This window comes from Microbacterium azadirachtae (assembly GCF_025583665.1).
GTDB classification, from domain to species: domain Bacteria; phylum Actinomycetota; class Actinomycetes; order Actinomycetales; family Microbacteriaceae; genus Microbacterium; species Microbacterium azadirachtae.
Window position 1 is genome coordinate 643,617 of sequence record NZ_CP099706.1, and the last position, 15,703, is coordinate 659,319.

At 72.0% G+C, this 15,703-nt stretch carries 14 protein-coding genes; 7 read left to right on the plus strand and 7 right to left on the minus strand.

Annotated elements, in window-relative coordinates; genetic code table 11:
* Positions 1-156: 156 nt before the first annotated feature.
* Complete coding sequence (locus tag NFX31_RS03055; protein ID WP_262956759.1) at positions 157-1,068, minus strand: sigma-70 family RNA polymerase sigma factor; 912 nt, start codon at positions 1,066-1,068, stop codon at positions 157-159.
* A gap of 27 nt (positions 1,069-1,095) precedes the next feature.
* A complete protein-coding gene (locus tag NFX31_RS03060) occupies positions 1,096-1,554 on the minus strand; it encodes a carboxymuconolactone decarboxylase family protein (protein WP_091478454.1) in 459 nt (152 codons plus the stop codon).
* A 279-nt stretch (positions 1,555-1,833) separates the two neighbouring features.
* Between NFX31_RS03060 and NFX31_RS03065 the strand changes: the two genes are divergently transcribed.
* Positions 1,834-2,343 (plus strand): methylated-DNA--[protein]-cysteine S-methyltransferase, encoded by a 510-nt coding sequence (locus tag NFX31_RS03065; protein ID WP_262956760.1) that lies wholly within the window; start codon positions 1,834-1,836, stop codon positions 2,341-2,343.
* Positions 2,344-2,402: 59 nt separating this feature from the next.
* Positions 2,403-3,683, plus strand: a complete 1,281-nt coding sequence (locus NFX31_RS03070; RefSeq protein WP_262956761.1) for an HNH endonuclease signature motif containing protein — start codon at positions 2,403-2,405, stop codon at positions 3,681-3,683.
* Between the two features lie 133 nt (positions 3,684-3,816).
* On the opposite strand, the gene NFX31_RS03075 is transcribed toward NFX31_RS03070, so the two are convergent.
* The gene (locus NFX31_RS03075) at positions 3,817-5,361 is read right to left on the minus strand and encodes a CitMHS family transporter (RefSeq protein WP_262957240.1); all 1,545 of its coding nucleotides are present in this window, start codon (positions 5,359-5,361) and stop codon (positions 3,817-3,819) included.
* Positions 5,362-5,570: 209 nt separating this feature from the next.
* Between NFX31_RS03075 and NFX31_RS03080 the strand changes: the two genes are divergently transcribed.
* On the plus strand, positions 5,571-7,361 hold the full coding sequence (locus NFX31_RS03080) for a sensor histidine kinase (protein ID WP_262956762.1): 1,791 nt from the start codon (positions 5,571-5,573) through the stop codon (positions 7,359-7,361).
* Positions 7,358-8,011: a response regulator gene (locus NFX31_RS03085; protein WP_045251613.1), complete on the plus strand. Its 654-nt coding sequence runs from the start codon at positions 7,358-7,360 to the stop codon at positions 8,009-8,011. The genes NFX31_RS03080 and NFX31_RS03085 overlap by 4 nt, the downstream gene beginning before the upstream one ends.
* Positions 8,012-8,079: 68 nt before the next feature.
* On the opposite strand, the gene NFX31_RS03090 is transcribed toward NFX31_RS03085, so the two are convergent.
* A complete protein-coding gene (locus NFX31_RS03090) occupies positions 8,080-8,865 on the minus strand; it encodes an SDR family NAD(P)-dependent oxidoreductase (RefSeq protein WP_262956763.1) in 786 nt (261 codons plus the stop codon).
* A 70-nt stretch (positions 8,866-8,935) separates the two neighbouring features.
* On the opposite strand from NFX31_RS03090, the gene NFX31_RS03095 reads away from it, so the two are divergent.
* Both NFX31_RS03095 and NFX31_RS03100 read left to right on the plus strand, forming a co-directional pair.
* Positions 8,936-10,267, plus strand: a complete 1,332-nt coding sequence (locus NFX31_RS03095; protein WP_262956764.1) for a M20/M25/M40 family metallo-hydrolase — start codon at positions 8,936-8,938, stop codon at positions 10,265-10,267.
* Between the two features lie 47 nt (positions 10,268-10,314).
* Positions 10,315-11,784 (plus strand): MFS transporter, encoded by a 1,470-nt coding sequence (locus NFX31_RS03100; RefSeq protein WP_262956765.1) that lies wholly within the window; start codon positions 10,315-10,317, stop codon positions 11,782-11,784.
* A 12-nt stretch (positions 11,785-11,796) separates the two neighbouring features.
* Here the strand turns inward: NFX31_RS03100 and NFX31_RS03105 are convergent, their stop codons facing one another.
* Positions 11,797-13,965, minus strand: a complete 2,169-nt coding sequence (locus NFX31_RS03105; RefSeq protein WP_091478445.1) for an MMPL family transporter — start codon at positions 13,963-13,965, stop codon at positions 11,797-11,799.
* A gap of 94 nt (positions 13,966-14,059) precedes the next feature.
* On the opposite strand from NFX31_RS03105, the gene NFX31_RS03110 reads away from it, so the two are divergent.
* Positions 14,060-14,707 (plus strand): MarR family winged helix-turn-helix transcriptional regulator, encoded by a 648-nt coding sequence (locus NFX31_RS03110; RefSeq protein WP_045251618.1) that lies wholly within the window; start codon positions 14,060-14,062, stop codon positions 14,705-14,707.
* A 37-nt stretch (positions 14,708-14,744) separates the two neighbouring features.
* Here NFX31_RS03110 and NFX31_RS03115 read toward each other — a convergent pair whose 3' ends face one another.
* Entirely contained in the window at positions 14,745-15,161 is a 417-nt protein-coding gene (locus NFX31_RS03115) for a VOC family protein (protein WP_045251619.1), read from the minus strand.
* Positions 15,162-15,251: 90 nt separating this feature from the next.
* On the minus strand, positions 15,252-15,665 hold the full coding sequence (locus NFX31_RS03120; protein WP_045251620.1) for a VOC family protein: 414 nt from the start codon (positions 15,663-15,665) through the stop codon (positions 15,252-15,254).
* Positions 15,666-15,703: the final 38 nt, after the last annotated feature.

Sequence of the window (15,703 nt, forward strand, 5' to 3'; positions counted from 1 at the left end):
TCCGCCGGGGGTGACGCCAGCCCCGGCGACGATCTGCACATGATGCGACGATCCGCACCCGCTCCGGCCGGATCCGTGTGCAGATCGTCACAGGGCGTGCAGATCGTCGCGGTCCGTCAGCGGCGTGCCGCGTGCCGCGTGCCGCGGGCGGCGTGCTCAGAGCACGTGCGCGAGCTTGTCGGGATTGCACACCTGGCGGAGCCCGTGGATCAGGCCGTCGTCGCCGAACTCCAGCGTGAGCACGTCGGTGCGCCCCGAGTGGGTCAATGCGACCGCGGGCTCGCCGTTGACGTCGAGCAGCGCCACGCCGAACGGCAGACCCGGGTCGGCGGTGGCCTTGCCCAGCACGCCGAGGAGGAACCGGCGCACGTGATCGGCGCCGAAGATCGGGTTGCGTGCGGCGCGCACCCGACCGCCGCCGTCGCTCCAGAGGATGGCGTCGTCGGCGAGGAGCGCGAGCACGCCGGAGACGTCGCCGTGCTCGACCGCGGCGAGCAGCGCGCCGAGGGCGGCCGGATCCGCCGCTCGCGCACCGGGCTCGTCGGCGAGGCGCAGCCGCCGCTCGCCGCGCGAGAGGAGCTGCCTCACGGCGGCCGGCGTCTTCTCGAGGATCCGCCCGATCTCCACCGCCGTCATCCCGAACGCCCGGTGCAGCACGACGGCCGCCCGCGCCTCGGGCGTCAGCTGCTCCGCCATGTGCAGCAGCGCGAGCGAGAGCAGCTCGCGGTCGGCCACCGCATCCTCGGGCAGGCGCTCGGTGGCGACGGGCTCCGGCAGCCAGGGGCCGATGTAGTCCTCGCGCACCGCGGCGAGCGCGCGCACGCGGTCGATCGAACGGCGCACGCACACGGTCGTGAGCCACGCCGGCCACGACCGCACGCGGGCTTTCGACGGAGCGTCGGAGGATCCGCCGGCGTCCTCGGCGCGCTCCTGCTGCAGCGCCTCGATCGCGACCTCCGAGACCACGTCCTCCGCGTGGCCGTAGTCGCCGAGCATGCGGTAGGCGATGCCGATCAGCCGCCCCCGCTCGGCCTGCCACGCGCGGGTCGCAGGCGAGACGAGGGTCATGGCTTCACGGTAGCGTCCCGGCACGGCTCAGACGATCGGATGCTTGTCGTCGATCGGCGGCGTCATCTCGGTGGCGATGGCCACGCGGTTCCACACGTTGATCGTGCAGATCGCGAGCACGAGGGCCCCGAGCTCCCCGTCGTCGAAGTGCTGCGCGGCGGCGTTCCAGATCTCGTCGGTCACGGTCTCCGGACCGAGCCGGGTGACGGCGTCGGTCAGTGCGAGGGCGGCGAGCTCGCGCTCCTCGAAGAGCGCCTTGGCATGCTGCCAGGCCCCGACGGCATGCAGGGTGCGCTGCGGGATGCCGCGCTTCGCGCCCTCGGTCGCGTGCATGTCGACGCAGAAGCCGCATCCGTTCAGGATCGAGGCGCGCAGCTTGATCAGCTCGTACAGCCTCGGCTCCACGCTCTTGCGGGAGTACGCCTCGAGTCCGAGCACCGCGGCGTAGCCCAGCTTGTTGGTGCGGCCCATGTCGATCCGGGTCATCGTGATTCCTCTCCTGGCCGTCTCCGCCGACGGATCTCGTCGGCGCTCGTGCGGCTCTCATCGGGATGTCGGATCCCGGCGCGGAAGTGTGACACGTGCGCGATCGCCGGATCCGAGTCACGATTCCCGGCGAGGGACGTCACGATCTGCACGCGGTCCGACGATCCGCACGCGCGTCGACGTGGATCCGTGTGCCGATCGTCGCGGCGTGTGCGGATCGTCGCACTCGGGAGGCGGATCCGCTGCGTCGATGTCCGACGCCCTGCGTACGATCTGCGTGTGACCTTCTCCGGTTCGATCTCCACGCCCGTTGGCGTGCTCGAGGTGCACAGCGACGGCATCGCGATCCGCCGGGTCACGTGGCCGCGCCCGGGGCGGGCGCTCGCGGGGCGCGGCGCGTCCGATGCGGCGCGGGATCCGCTGCTCGCCGAGGCGCTGGCGCAGCTCGGCGCCTACTTCGCGGGGGAGCGCGCCGCCTTCGACCTGCCGTTCGACCTGGGGGCGCAGTCGGAGACCACGAGTGCGGTGCTGCACGCGCTGTACGACACGGTCCTGCAGGGAGAGACCGTCACCTACGGAGAGCTCGCCGAACGCAGCGGCACGGCGGTGCCGGCCCGGGCGATCGGCTCGATCATGGGCGCCAACCCGATCCCGATCATCGTCCCGTGCCACCGTGTCGTCGCCAGTGACGGCCTCGGCGGCTACTCCGGGGGCACGCCCGGCGAGGGGCTGCGCACGAAGCGCTGGCTGCTCGAGCACGAGGGTGCTCTGCCGCCGGCGCTGTTCTGAAGCGGATCAGCCTGTGGACAACTTCCTCCGAGTTCGAAGATAAGTTCTAAACTGGAGGCATGGATCACTCACTCGACCGCTACCTCCGCCGCAGCGCGGAGATCGTCGCCGAGTGCGTGGAGCTGGAGCGGGAGATCGCGCGGCTGCAGGCGCAGAAGGCCGCGCTCGCGCACGAGCGTGTGAGCCTGCTCCTCGACGAGGTCCGCCCGGGATCCGCCGGGTTCGACCAGGCCGAGCGGTCGATGATCTGCGAGCTGGCTGCGGCTCTCCGCCTGTCGCGCTATGCGGCCGCGAAGCTGCTGGCGACCGGCCATGCGCTGCAGGAGCGATTCCCCGCCACCCGCTCCGCCTTCGCGGCCGGAGAAGTGTCTTCGGGGCATGTCGAGGCCGTCGTCGAAGCGGCGGCCCACATCCCGCACGACGATCACGCGGCGCTCGCCGCCTATGAAGCGCAGGTCGTGCCGTTCGCGGCTGCCGAGTCGCGTGCGCGGACGAAGGCTCTCGCCGAAACCGTGGCCGCCGCGGTCGCCCCGGTCGCGTTGATCGAGGTGCACCGCCGCGCCCATGCCGACCGCACGGTGTCGGTGAGCGACGAGGGTGCGGGGCAGGCCACGTTGCGCGCGACCGGTCCTGCCGCCCTCATCCATGCCGCGCACGACCTGCTCACCCAGGAAGGCCGAACGGTCCTCGACCGGGCGAAGCACGCGGCCGCATCGGGACACCCCGCGGACGAGCGGCGGCTGGATCAGGTGCGGTTCGACCGGTTCCTGTTGCGGGTGCTCACCGGCCGCGTCGCCGGCGACGCCGACGTCCTCGATGCGATCCGGCCGGTGGTTCAGGTGACGGTCGCCACCGGCACCCTCGGCGGGCGCGACGAGTGGATGGCCGAGCTCGACGGGCGCGGGCCGATGGATCCGGAGCTCGCGCGCCGGCTCGCGGTCGCCGCGCCGTCATGGCAGAGGATGCTCCTCGACGATGCGGGCATGGTGACGCGCACCGGCACTTACCAGCCCACCGAGGCCATGCGTCGCTTCCTGCGGGCACGTGACCGCACCTGCCGGTTCCCCGGGTGCCGACAACCCGCCCGCCGATGCCAGATCGACCACACCCATGACTTCGCCCGAGGAGGGGCCACCGACCTCGGCAACCTCGCCTGCCTCTGCGAGACCCACCACGCCCTGAAGCACCCCGACGTGGATCCGCGCTGGCGCTGGACCGCCGAGCAGAGACCGGGCGGCGTGATCGTCTGGACCACGCCCGCCGGTGTCCCGTACACCGATGTCCCGCCGCCCCGGGTGATGTTCGGGAATGCCGACGACGACGGGGCCGATGCGGCCTGAAACGGCGCACATCGGCCCTGAGGCCGCCGGCTGCAGCCGGCGGCTGTCAGCTGTCAGCTGTCAGCGGTCAGCCGTCAGCCGTCAGCGGTCAGCGGTCAGCCGGCTGTCGTCACCGGCGACCGGCGGCCGGTCGTCACGGGGCGACGAAGAACGGGATCGCGCCCGTCAGCATCCCGACGCCCAGCATCACCAGCGACACCACGAGCGCCCGCCACAGCACCTTGCGGTGGTGGTCGCCGAGGTTCACGCTCGCAAGCGAGACCAGCAGCAGGATCGCGGGCACGAGCGGGCTCTGCAGGTGCACGGGCTGACCGGTGATCGACGCGCGCGCCATCTCGACCGGGTCGATGCCGAAGTGCGCGGCGCTCTGCGACAGCACCGGCAGGATCCCGTAGTAGAACGCGTCGTTCGACATGAAGAACGTGAACGGGATCGACAGGACCCCGGTGATGGGGGCGAGGAACGGTCCCATCGCCGGCGGCAGCACGTTCGTGATCCAGGACGCCATCGCGTCGACCATGCCGGTTCCCGTGAGCACGCCGACGAGCACGCCCGCGGCGATCACCATCGACACCACGCCCACGATGCTCGGCGCGTGCGCGACGATCTCGGCCGCCTGGTCCTTGAGCTTGCCGAAGTTCACCAGCAGCGCCACGGCGGCGCCCACCATGAACACATAGGGCAGCGGAAGCACGTCGACGATGAGCAGCACCATCACGGCGACCGTGAGGACGAGGTTGAACCAGATCAGGCGTGGACGCAGCGTGGCGCGGTCCGGGTCGAGCATCGTGTCGGCCATCGCGGTGTCCGTCGGGTCGACGCCGCTCGCCGCGACGGGACCGTGGCCGCCCGCGACCGTGACGATGTTGCCGGTGCGGAGCGAGGCGCGCGCGCCCGGCTTGGCATCCGCACCGCGGAAGATCGCGGGAACGGCGGCGAGCAGCCCGCCCTCGGCGGTGCCGGTCAGGCGGCTCTCGTCGAGCACCCCGAGGCGGCGGCGCTCCTGCAGGCCGAGCATCCAGGCGAAGCCGAGCGCCACGACCAGGCCCACGCCGAGGGCGGGGAGCATCGGCACGAACACATCGGTCGGCTGCAGGCCCAGCGCGGTCGCGGCGCGCACCGTGGGGCCACCCCAGGGCACGATGTTGAGCGTGCCGTTCATGAGTCCGGCGACGCACGTCAGCACCACCGGGCTCATGCCCAGGCGCAGGTAGATCGGCAGCATGGCCGACGTCGTGATGATGAACGTCGTGGATCCGTCGCCGTCCAGCGAGACGGCGCCCGCGAGCAGAGCCGTGCCGAGGACGACCTTGGCCGGGTCGTCGCCCAGGACGCGCGTGATCATCCGGATCAGCGGGTCGAACAGGCCGACGTCGATCATGATGCCGAAGAACATGATCGCGAACATCAGCAGCGCCGCGGTCGGGGCCATCTTGCCGATCGCGTCGAGGATCATGTCTCCGAGGCCGAGCCCCGCGCCGGCGAAGAGGCCGAACACCGTGGGCACCAGGATGAGCGCGACCATGGGGGTGAGGCGCTTGGTCATGATCAGCGTCATGAAAACCAGCACCATCGCGAAGCCGAGCGCCACGAGCACCCACTCCGGGGGCGCGAAGGCGATGTCGTACGAGGGCTTCTCGTCGGCTGCGGCGAGCAGGCCGCCGAGAGCCGTGGGCATGCTGAGAACCGTGGGCATGAAGTGACTCCTTCGTCATCCGCCTGTCGTCTTCGACGGACCTCGCCGAGAGTAGGGAACGCGCGCCCGTCGGATCCGCTAAGTCGCATTCCGACGCGTTGTGCGCGTAGCGTGACTTCTGCGCATATTGCTCAGGACGTTGTGTCCAGGCATTTCGCTCACGCTCATGGCAGATCCCTCGAGGAGGACGGATGCCCCGCACACGCCGGATGCGGTTCGCGACGCGGACGCTCCTGCTGCAGCTCGCGACGGTCGTCCTCGTCGTGGCGCTCTGCACCGGCGTGTACCTCGTGCTGGCCACGCAGCAGTTGCGGGCCGAGGCCGAATCCTCCGCCCTGGGGATCGCGCGGACCCTGGCCGAGGATCCGGAGCTCCGTGCCGCGGTCGCCGAGGAGTCCGCGGATCCCGGACCGCCGCGGGCCGAGCTGCTGCGCGACGGCGACCTGCAGCGCACGGCGACCGCCACGGCGAACCGCACCGGCGCGCTGTTCGTGGTCGTCACCGACGACCACGGCATCCGCCTCGCGCATCCGGATCCCGGCCGCCTCGGCCAGGAGGTGAGCACGCCGTTCCAGGAGGTGCTGGCCGGTCACGAGGTCGTCGAGTGGGAGACCGGCACACTGGGCGAGTCGGTGCGGGCGAAGGTGCCGGTGCGCGACGCCGCCGGAACGCCCGTGGGCGAGGTCAGCGTCGGCTTCGCCCGGGCGGGTGTCTTCGACGACCTGCCGCCGCTGCTCGCCGTCATCGGCCTTGCCGCGGCAGGCTCCCTGCTGGTGGCGGGCATCGGCGCGCTGCTGCTGCGCCGGCGCTGGGAGCGGCTCACCCTGGGGGTGCAGCCGGAGGAGCTGGTCGCCCTCGTGCAGAACCAGACGGCGGTGCTGGACGGCGTGGACGACGGCGTGCTCGCCGTCGACGCCGAGGGCGTGGTGCGGGTGTGCAACGCCGCCGCCGAGCGCCTGCTCGCCGTGCGCGACGCGGTCGGCCGGCCGCTGGATCGGATCGGGCTGCCGGATCCGGTGCGCGACGTCGTGTCCGCGGGACGCGCGCTGTCGGAGGCCGTGGTCGACGGGCGCGTGCTCTACCTCGACACGCGTCCGGTCGAGAGGGACGGACGTCCGCTCGGCACGGTGGCCGTGATCCGCGATCGCACCGAGCTCGTCGCGCTGTCGGAGCGACTGGAGACCGTGCGCACGATGACGGCCGCCCTGCGGGTGCAGCGCCACGAGTTCGCGAACCGCATCCATGTCGCCGCCGGGCTGCTCGACGCGGAGCGGGTACAGGACGCCAGGGAGTTCCTCGCGGAGCTCGCGGAGCGCGGCTCCGTCGACTTCCCCGTGCCCGGCATCGCCCGGCTGCGGGATCCGTTCCTGCGGTCCTTCCTCGGCGCGAAGGCACTGGAGGCGACGGAGCGGGGCGTGACGCTGCGCATCTCCGAGGAGACCCACCTGCTGGGCGCGGTGAGCGAGGCCGAGGACGTCGCGGCGGTGCTGGGGAACCTGGTCGACAACGCCGTGAGCGCGGCGGTCGACGGCGCACCGCCGCGCTGGGTCGAGGTCGCGGTGCTCGACGACCGCGATGCCCTGGTCGTCACCGTCGCGGACTCCGGTGCGGGACTCGACGGTGCCGAGGACGACGGCGGCGCCACGGATGACGGTGCCGCGGACGACGGTGCCGCGGACGACGGTGCCGCGGACGACGGCGCCGCGGACGACGGCGCCGCGGACGACGGGACGGACAGCGCCGGGCCGGTGCACGGGCACGGGCTGGGGCTGCGCCTGTCGCGCGAGATCGCCCGGCGCGGCGGCGGAGACCTGTGGGTCATCGATCGCGGCGGCGAAGCGCACGGTGCGGTCTTCGCGGCACGGCTCGGCGGCGTGGTCGCGCCTGCGCGCAGCATCGGCCCCGCACCGCTGCCCGGCTCCGCACCGCGACCAGGGGACGAACAGGACGGCGAGCCGTCCGACGAGGACGAGAGCAGATGACGGATCCGATCCGCACACTCGTGCTGGACGACGACTTCCGCGTCGGGCAGCTGCACCGGAGCATCGTCGACGAGCGTCCCGGCTATCTCGCCCTGGAGCCGGTGCGCACCATCGCCGAGGCCCGCGCGGCCGTCCGCGACCTGGCGCCGGAGCTGCTCCTCGCCGACGTCTACCTCCCGGACGGCGACGGGATCGCCCTGGTGCGCGAGGCGGGGATCGACGCGATCCACATCTCCGCCGCCGACGATCCGGCGACGGTGCGGCGGGCGCTGCGCTCGGGCGCGCACGCCTACCTGATCAAGCCGTTCGAGCGGCGTGCCCTCGTCGGCGCGCTCGACCGGTATGCCCGCTACCGCAACCTGCTGGCGGGATCCCGGCCCCTGCAGCAGAAGGATCTGGATCGCGCGCTCGGGATCCTGCACGGGTCGGCGGAACAGGTCTCGACGTCGCGATCGGCGACCGAGCAGCTGGTGCTCGCGGCCCTCGGCGACGACGAGGCATCGGCCGCCGAGATCGGCGAGCGCGTGGGCATCTCGCGGGCGACGGCGCAGCGCCACCTCGCGGCGCTCGCCGAGCGGGACGCGGTCGAGGTGCGGCTCCGTTACGGCGCCACCGGCCGGCCGGAGCACCGGTACACCCGCACGGCCTGACATCCGCGGACCCGGCGCCGAGCCCGCGCCGCCCGCGACCTGGCCGGCGACGCGGGCCGGGGGCCTGCTCAGCCGCGGCCGAAGAGCGCTCCGCCGTTGATCTGCAGGATCTGCCCCGTCGTCCAGCCGCCCTCGGGGCCCGCGAGATACGAGACCGCCCCGGCCACCTCGTCAGGAGTGCCTGCGCGGTTCATGGGCACCTGCGCGAGGCGCGACGCCACGATGTCGGGCGTACGCCGTCCGTCCCAGAAGCCGGTGTCGGGCACGTAGCCCGGTGCCACGGCGTTCACGGTCACGCCCTCCGGAGCGAGGTCGGCCGCGAGGCCCATCATCCAGCCGTGGATCGCGGCCTTGGCGGCGCCGTAGCCGTTCGCGCCGCGCAGCGCCGCGATCGAGCTGATCGAGATGATCCGTCCGCCCGGCCGCGTGATGCGCGGCAGCAGCGCCTCGGTGAGCAGCACGGCCGTGACCACGTTCAGGCGCATGTTCGCCTCGTAGTTCGCGGCGATGCCGGCGAGGCCTTCGCCGCGATCCAGCACGTTGCCGCCCGCGTTGTTGAGCAGCACGTCGACGGATCCGCCGATGGCGGCGGCCGCCGCCTCCACCTGCGCCGGATCCTGCAGGTCGGCGGTGATCGTCTGCACGTGCGCCTCGGGCGTCCCCTCCAGGATCCGCGCGGACGCGGCGTCGAGCACCTCCGGGCGGCGCCCGATCAGCGCCAGATCGAAGCCGTCCCGAGCGAGCCGCCGGGCCGAGGCCAGGCCGATGCCCGTGCCTCCGCCGCTGATCACCGCGAGCGGGCGGGAGGAGGAGAGCGGGCGGGAGGAAGCGGAGGAAGTCGCGGGGGTGCTCATGGCCCCAGCCTAGAAGGCCGAGCGAACAAGGGTGCCGAGCATGAGCCGACCGCCCGTTAGCATGGCGACGATGAACGACGTGCCCCCGATCGCCGAGCGGCTCAGCCGGATGATCCAGCTGCCGACCGTGTCCGCCGAGCTGGGCGAGCGCGGGTCCGCGCCGTTCGAGGAGTTCGTGGCGCTCCTCGCCGAGTGCTATCCGCGCGTCCACGCGACGCTCACGCGGGAGCGGCACACCGAGTTCGGGCTGCTGTTCCACTGGAAGGGGCGCCGGGACGCCGCCGACGGCCCTCTCGTGCTCATGGCGCACTACGACGTGGTCCCCGTGGACGAGTCCGACGACTGGACGCACCCGCCGTTCGCCGGCGTGATCGCGGACGGATCCGTCTACGGGCGCGGTGCGCTCGACGACAAGGGCCCGCTCATCGTGATCCTGGAGGCGGTCGAGAGCCTCCTCGCCGAGGGGTTCACCCCCGCCCGCGACGTGTACCTCTCCTTCGGCGGCAACGAGGAGACCTACGGATCCGCCGCCATCGCCATCGCCGCGGCGCTGAAGGATCGCGGGATCGTGCCGTGGCTCGTCGTCGACGAGGGCGGCGCGGTGGTCGACGCCCCGCTGCCGTTCGTGCCCGGGAGCGCGGCGATGATCGGCGTGGGGGAGAAGGGCGTGATGACCGTGCGTCTCACGGCGCGCGGCGACGGCGGGCACGCCTCCGCCCCGCCCAGCCGCACCGCGGTGCGCCGCATCGCGCGCGCGGTCGAGCGGCTCGGGCCCGGCACGTTCCGTCCGCGCACCCCCCGCGCGATCTCCCGCATGCTCGTGCAGCTTTCCGCTTCCGCCTCGGGCCCCGCTCGGCTGCTGCTGCGCACGCTCGGCGCGGTCCCGCTGCTGTCGGCGCGGGCGTTCGCGGCGCTCGGTGGAGAGCCCGCGGCGCTCGTGCGCACCACGGTCGCGCCCACCATGCAGTCCGGCGGCACTGCGGCGAACGTGCTTCCCTCGCAGGCCACCGCGACCGTGAACCTGCGCATCGCGCTCGGCGAGACGGTGTCCTCGGCGGCTGCGCGGGTGCGGCGCCGCATCGCCGACCCGAAGGTGGCGGTCGAGGTGCTCGAGGGCAGCGACCCGTCGCCCGAGTCGCCCACGGACAACGCGCAGTTCGCGCTGCTCGCCGACGCGCTCGCCGTCTCCCACCCCGGGGTCCCGGCCGTCCCGTACGTGATGATGGCGGCCACCGACTCCCGGCACTTCCACCGCTTCGCGCCGGCCGTCTACCGGTTCGCTCCGCTGGAGATGTCGAACGCTCAGCGTGCGGCCATCCACGGCGTCGACGAGAGCGTCGAGATCGCCGCCCTCGAACGCGGGGAGCGGTTCCACCGGGCGCTCCTGCAGCGGCTACAGTGATCTGACCCGTCTGCGACGTCCCCCGTCGCCGTCCTCAAGGAGCCGCGATGTCGCGCACCGCCACCCTCGGCGCCCTGGTCGCCGTCGTGGGATTCCTCGCATTCGTCGAGTTCACCAGCGGTGTGCTGCAGGGCTACTACACGCCGATGCTGAGCGACATCGCGCGGCATCTCGGGATCCACGACGCCGATGTGAACTGGTTCGAGGGGGCGCAGCTGATGCTGTCCGCCCTCGTGGTGCCGGCGTTCGCGAAGCTGGGCGACATGATCGGGCGCAAGCGCATGCTGCTCGTCTCCACGGTGCTCACCGCGATCGCCGCGTTCGTGCTGCCGTTCACGGCGACGTTCGGGGTCTTCCTCGTGGCGTGGGCGCTGATGGGCTTCTACGTCGTGTGGCTGCCTCTGGAGATCGCCCTCATCTGGTCGCGCGCGCGGCGCATCGAGGGCAGCTCGGCGATCACCGCGAAGGCCGCGGGCATCCTCGTCGCCGCCCTCGAGGGCGGCGCGATCATCGGCGCGCTGGTCGGCGGCGCGCTGGTCGACGTGCTCCCGCTGACGGTCGTGCTGCTCGTGCCCGCCGTGCTCATCGCCGCATGCTTCTTCGTGATCCTGTTCGGTGTGCAGGAGTCGCCGGAGAAGACCGGCGGCGCCTTCGACACGGTCGGCCTCGTGCTCATCTCGTTGTCGCTCATCGGCCTCACGGGCGGGCTCAGCCTGCTCCGTCTGCCCGGGGGAGTGGCGAACCCGCTGTCGTGGATCGTCATCGCCGTGGGCGTGCTGATCGTCGTCCCGTTCGTGCTGTGGGAGCTGAGACAGCAGGATCCGCTCATCGACGTGCGCATGTTCCGCAGTCCCGCGCTCGGGCCGGTCTTCCTCACTGCGGGCCTCTTCGGCGTGAGCGTGCTCGGCGCGCAGGCTCCGTTGTCGACCTTCGCCCGCACGGACCCGTCGGTCTACGGCTACGGCCTCGGGACCACCGGCTTCCAGACCTCGCTCATCATCGGGCTGTACCTCATCGCGATGATCGCCGGAGCCCTGCTGTTCCCGCTGATCGCGCGTCTGGCGACGCCACGCGTCACCCTGATCGGCGCCTCGGTGCTCGTCGGCGCGGGGTTCCTGCTGTTCCTGCCTTTCCACGGCGCCTACCTGCAGGTGGTGACCAACATGATCGTCGTCGGGATCGGATCCGGCGCACTCGTGGCCGCCCTTCCCGCGGCAGCGGCCTCGGCCGCCCCGCACACCCAGACCGGCGTCGCGACGGGGCTGACGAACTCGGTCAAGACGGTCGGCGGCGCCATCGCATCGTGCGTCTTCGGGATCGCCCTCATGCACGCCGTCGCGGGATCCGCCACCACGGGCACGGCCGGATCCTTCTCGGGCTACGTGACCGTGTGGGTCGTCTGCGGCGTGACGGCGCTCGCCGCGGCCGTGCTGCTGCTGTTCGTGCCGAAGCAGGCGTTCACGGACCGCGCCGGGCACCCGGCCGGCGAGGACGTGATCGACGCCGTCGCCGGCTGACCTCGGACCTGGTCAGCGCTCGCCGCGGGACAGCTTCGACGGCCACCACACCGTGCGGCCCACGTCGTGCACGAGCGCGGGGACGAGCAGCGACCGCACCACGAAGGTGTCCAGCAGCACCCCGAAGGCGACGATGAACGCGAGCTGGGCGAGGAACAGGATCGGGATCACCGCGAGGGCCGCGAACGTCGTCGCGAGGACGAGGCCGGCGGAGGTGATCACGCCGCCCGTGATCGCGAGCCCTCGACGCACGCCCTCCCTGGTCCCGTGCCGGCGGGACTCCTCCCGCACCCGCGTCATCAGGAAGATGTTGTAGTCGATCCCGAGCGCCACGAGGAAGACGAAGCCGTACAGGGGCACCGCCGGATCCGCCCCCGGGAAGCGGAAGACGCCGTGGAACACGAGCGCCGAGACCCCCATGGCGGTGCCGAACGACAGCACGGTCGTCGCGATCAGCAACAGGGGTGCGACGATCGCGCGCAGCAGCATCATCAGGATCAGGAGGATCACCAGGAGGATCACCGGGATGATCAGCGCACGGTCGTGCACCGAGGCGTCGTCGGTGTCGACCGCGGTGGCGGTGACGCCACCCACCACAGCCCCGCTGCCGTGCACCGCGGAGCGGATCCGGCGCACCGTGTCCTCGGCGGCCGCCGAGTCCGCGGCGGCGGTGAGCGTGCCCTGCAGCATCACGTCGCCGTCGACCACGGTCGGCTCCGGTGCGGGGCTGCCGGGACGTCCGACGGGCTGCACGCCCTCGGCGGTGACCGGCGCGGTGCCGCTCGGAGAGTCCTTCGCGGTCACGGAGACGCCGTCGATACCCGAGTCGGCCAGCAGGACGTCGGCGACATCCTGCAGCGCGGCCTTCGGGGCGACCACCTGGACGGGGCTGCCGGATCCTCCCGGGAAATGCTCGCCCAGGACCTTCTGACCGTCTCTCGCCTGCGAGGAGCCGAGCACGAGGTCGGACTGCGGCACTCCGGAGGCGTCGAGTTGCAGCACCCCGAGCGTGCCGACGGCGAGCACGAGCGTGGTGGCGATCCAGATCACGCGCGAGCGCCGGCGGATGAGGTCGGCCAGGCGCGCCCAGACCCCGGCGGTCGGCATGCCGCCTTCCGCGGCGACGGCCTCGGGGTCGAAACGCGGCCGTCGCGGCCAGAACGCGGCTCGGCCGAACGCCATGAGCAGCGCGGGCAGAAGGGTGAGTGCGGAGAGCATCGCGAACACGATCCCGATCGCCGCGACCGGGCCGAGCGCGCTGTTGGACTTGAGATCGCTCAGCAGCAGGCAGAGCAGACCCGCGATCACCGTGCCGCCCGAGGCGACGATCGGCTCGAACGAGCCCTTCCATGCGGAGAGCACCGCTTTCGCGCGGTCCTGCTCGACGCGCAGCGACTCCCGGAACCGCGAGACGAAAAGCAGCGCATAGTCGGTCGCCGCGCCGATCACGAGGATGAACAGGATCCCCTGGGTCTGCCCGCTCAGCAGCAGCACGCCCCATTTCGCCAGCCACCACACCAGCAGCAGAGCCGTGCACAGCGCGAACAGGCTCGTCGCCAGCACGACGACGGGCAGCAGCAGAGAGCGGTAGACGAGCACGAGGATCACGAGGACGGCGGCGAGGGCCACGCCGAGCAGGATCCCGTCGATGCCCGCGAAGCCGGCGACGAGGTCGGCGCTGAAGCCGGCAGGCCCGGTCACGTATACCCTCACCCCTGCGGGCGCCGCATCCTCCAGGTGCGCGCGGATCTCCGTGACCACGTCGCCGAGGTCCGCTCCGGAGCGGATCGGGATGAACGCCTGGAGCGCCTTCCCGTCCTCCGAGGCGAGGGCGGGTGAGACGTCGTCGCCCACGCCGGCGAGGTCCGTCGTGGCGGCGACCGCGTCCGAGAGCGTGGAGCGCTGGGAGTCCGTGAGCTTCTCGTCCGACACTGCGACGACGATCGCCGGGATCTCGTCGGATCCGGCGAAGCGGGTCTGCAGCTCCTGCACGCGCGCCGAGTCGGAGGAGGAGGGCAGGTACGCCGTGCGGTCGTTGGAGGAGACCTCGTCGACCTTGCCGAACAGCGGGCCCCCGAACGATGCGGCGGCCAGCCAGCCGAGGATGATCAGGGCAGGCAGCAGGATGCGCAGCGCGCGACGCGGCCCGCGAGGCCGGGCGGGGTTCTGAGGGGCGGTCATCGGGATCCTTCCGTCTCCAGCAGGATAGGCGGATTTAGCTAGCTAGGCAAGTAATAACCCAAGTGTCAAAGATAGCCCGGTGTACCATGGCGTCATGGTGGATGGTCGCGCGGGCGCAGACGAAGCGCCTGCAGCGACCCCTGCCGGACCGCCCGCGTCCGAGGGGGCGGCGGCGGGAGCCGTCTACGACATCGAGGCGAGCGACCCCACGGGGATACTGCTCGACCGCGGCGGCGTCGACGCAGAGTCCCTCCGCCAGATCACCCGGATCATGACGGCCCTCGCGGAGCTGCGCGATGCCGAGCAGCGTGTCGCCGAGGCGTCACGGCGATACATGCGCCTCAACGAGACGGACATGCGGGCCCTGCACTACCTCATCGTCTGCGCGAACACCGATGCGGTCGCGACACCCGGCGGAATCGCGCAGCACCTCGGCATCTCGACGGCCTCGACCACGAAGCTGCTCGACAGGCTGGAGAGCGGCGGCCACGTGGTGCGCTCCGCGCATCCGTCGGATCGGCGGGCGTTGGCGATCTCGATCACGCCCGAGACGAAGGCGGCGGCCATGGAGACGGTCGGCCGCCAGCAGGCGCGTCGTTTCCATGCGGCCGCCCGCCTCAGCGAAGCGGAACGGGAGGTCGTCATCCGGTTCCTGCGCGACATGACCCAGGAGCTCGCGCTCGACGGGGTCGATTGGGCGGACGGGGCACACGAAGAGCGCCGGGCACACGAAGAGCGCTGAGCCCGAGCATCGCCCGTGCTCAGCGCTCGAAATCGGTTCAGGCCTGGCTCTGGCCCGCGGAGAACATCCAGTCGATGCCGAACCGGTCGGTGAGCATGCCGAACTGGTCGCCCCAGGGGGCGGGACCGAACTCCTGCGTGACGGTCGCGCCGTCGGAGAGCTTGTCCCACGCCGCGCGGATCTCGGCCTCGTCGGTGCCGCTCAGCGACACCGAGACGCCCTGCGGCGCCTTGTACTCGTAGTGCGCGGGGGTGTCGGAGGCCATCAGCACGAGGCCGCCCGGGGTGGTCAGCATCGAGTGCATGACGAGCTTCTGCTCGGCCTCGTCCTCGACCATGCCCGGCATGTCGCCGAACGTCATCACCTGCAGGTCGCCGCCGAGGGCCTGCTGATAGAACTCCATCGCGGCGCGGGCGTCGCCGCGGAACGAGATGTACGGATTGAGGATGGTCATCGGTGTCCTCCGTGCTCGGATCGACGACGCCGCACCGGCGCCGCACTCAGTCTGCGGCCGCCCTCCGACATCGGCAAGGCGTGTCGTGAATCAGCTGCCGGCTGCGTCGCGCGGCGGGTTGTGCATGATCTCGAGCCGGATCCCGTTGTCGTCCTCGATGAAGGAGGCGTAGTAGCGCGCGGTGAACCGCGGGTACTCCTTGGGAGCCCTCACCGCCGACCATCCGGCCTCGATCGCGACGGCGTGCACGCGGTCGACCTCGGCGCGCGAGTCGACCGCGAATGCGAGGTGCTGCCATCCGACGAAGCCGTGCTCATGCGGCCCCTCCGCGTTCTCGCGTGCCGGGTAGAGCAGGATCTCGGGCTGGCCGTCCTGGCGCCAGTAGGCGTGATCGGGCGCGTCGTAGGCGCGCGTGTAGCCGAGCGCGCGCAGCACCGGGTCGAACTGCGCCGAAGCGCTCGGGACGTGGTCGACGCTGACGCCGAGGTGATCGAGAGAAGCCATGCCTCCAGCATCCCGGACGCTGCCGACATCGCCCGGCC

What these genes read in the sequence shown, in the direction of transcription:
- NFX31_RS03055 (WP_262956759.1), bottom strand. Translation starts at nt 1,068, where the DNA reads ATGACCCTCGTCTCGCCTGCGACCCGCGCGTGGCAGGCCGAGCGGGGG.
- NFX31_RS03110 (WP_045251618.1), top strand. Translation starts at nt 14,060, where the DNA reads ATGGTGGATGGTCGCGCGGGCGCAGACGAAGCGCCTGCAGCGACCCCT.
- NFX31_RS03060 (WP_091478454.1), bottom strand. Translation starts at nt 1,554, where the DNA reads ATGACCCGGATCGACATGGGCCGCACCAACAAGCTGGGCTACGCCGCG.
- NFX31_RS03070 (WP_262956761.1), top strand. Translation starts at nt 2,403, where the DNA reads ATGGATCACTCACTCGACCGCTACCTCCGCCGCAGCGCGGAGATCGTC.
- NFX31_RS03095 (WP_262956764.1), top strand. Translation starts at nt 8,936, where the DNA reads ATGAACGACGTGCCCCCGATCGCCGAGCGGCTCAGCCGGATGATCCAG.
- NFX31_RS03115 (WP_045251619.1), bottom strand. Translation starts at nt 15,161, where the DNA reads ATGACCATCCTCAATCCGTACATCTCGTTCCGCGGCGACGCCCGCGCC.
- NFX31_RS03085 (WP_045251613.1), top strand. Translation starts at nt 7,358, where the DNA reads ATGACGGATCCGATCCGCACACTCGTGCTGGACGACGACTTCCGCGTC.
- NFX31_RS03090 (WP_262956763.1), bottom strand. Translation starts at nt 8,865, where the DNA reads ATGAGCACCCCCGCGACTTCCTCCGCTTCCTCCCGCCCGCTCTCCTCC.
- NFX31_RS03075 (WP_262957240.1), bottom strand. Translation starts at nt 5,361, where the DNA reads ATGCCCACGGCTCTCGGCGGCCTGCTCGCCGCAGCCGACGAGAAGCCC.
- NFX31_RS03080 (WP_262956762.1), top strand. Translation starts at nt 5,571, where the DNA reads ATGCCCCGCACACGCCGGATGCGGTTCGCGACGCGGACGCTCCTGCTG.
- NFX31_RS03100 (WP_262956765.1), top strand. Translation starts at nt 10,315, where the DNA reads ATGTCGCGCACCGCCACCCTCGGCGCCCTGGTCGCCGTCGTGGGATTC.
- NFX31_RS03105 (WP_091478445.1), bottom strand. Translation starts at nt 13,965, where the DNA reads ATGACCGCCCCTCAGAACCCCGCCCGGCCTCGCGGGCCGCGTCGCGCG.
- NFX31_RS03120 (WP_045251620.1), bottom strand. Translation starts at nt 15,665, where the DNA reads ATGGCTTCTCTCGATCACCTCGGCGTCAGCGTCGACCACGTCCCGAGC.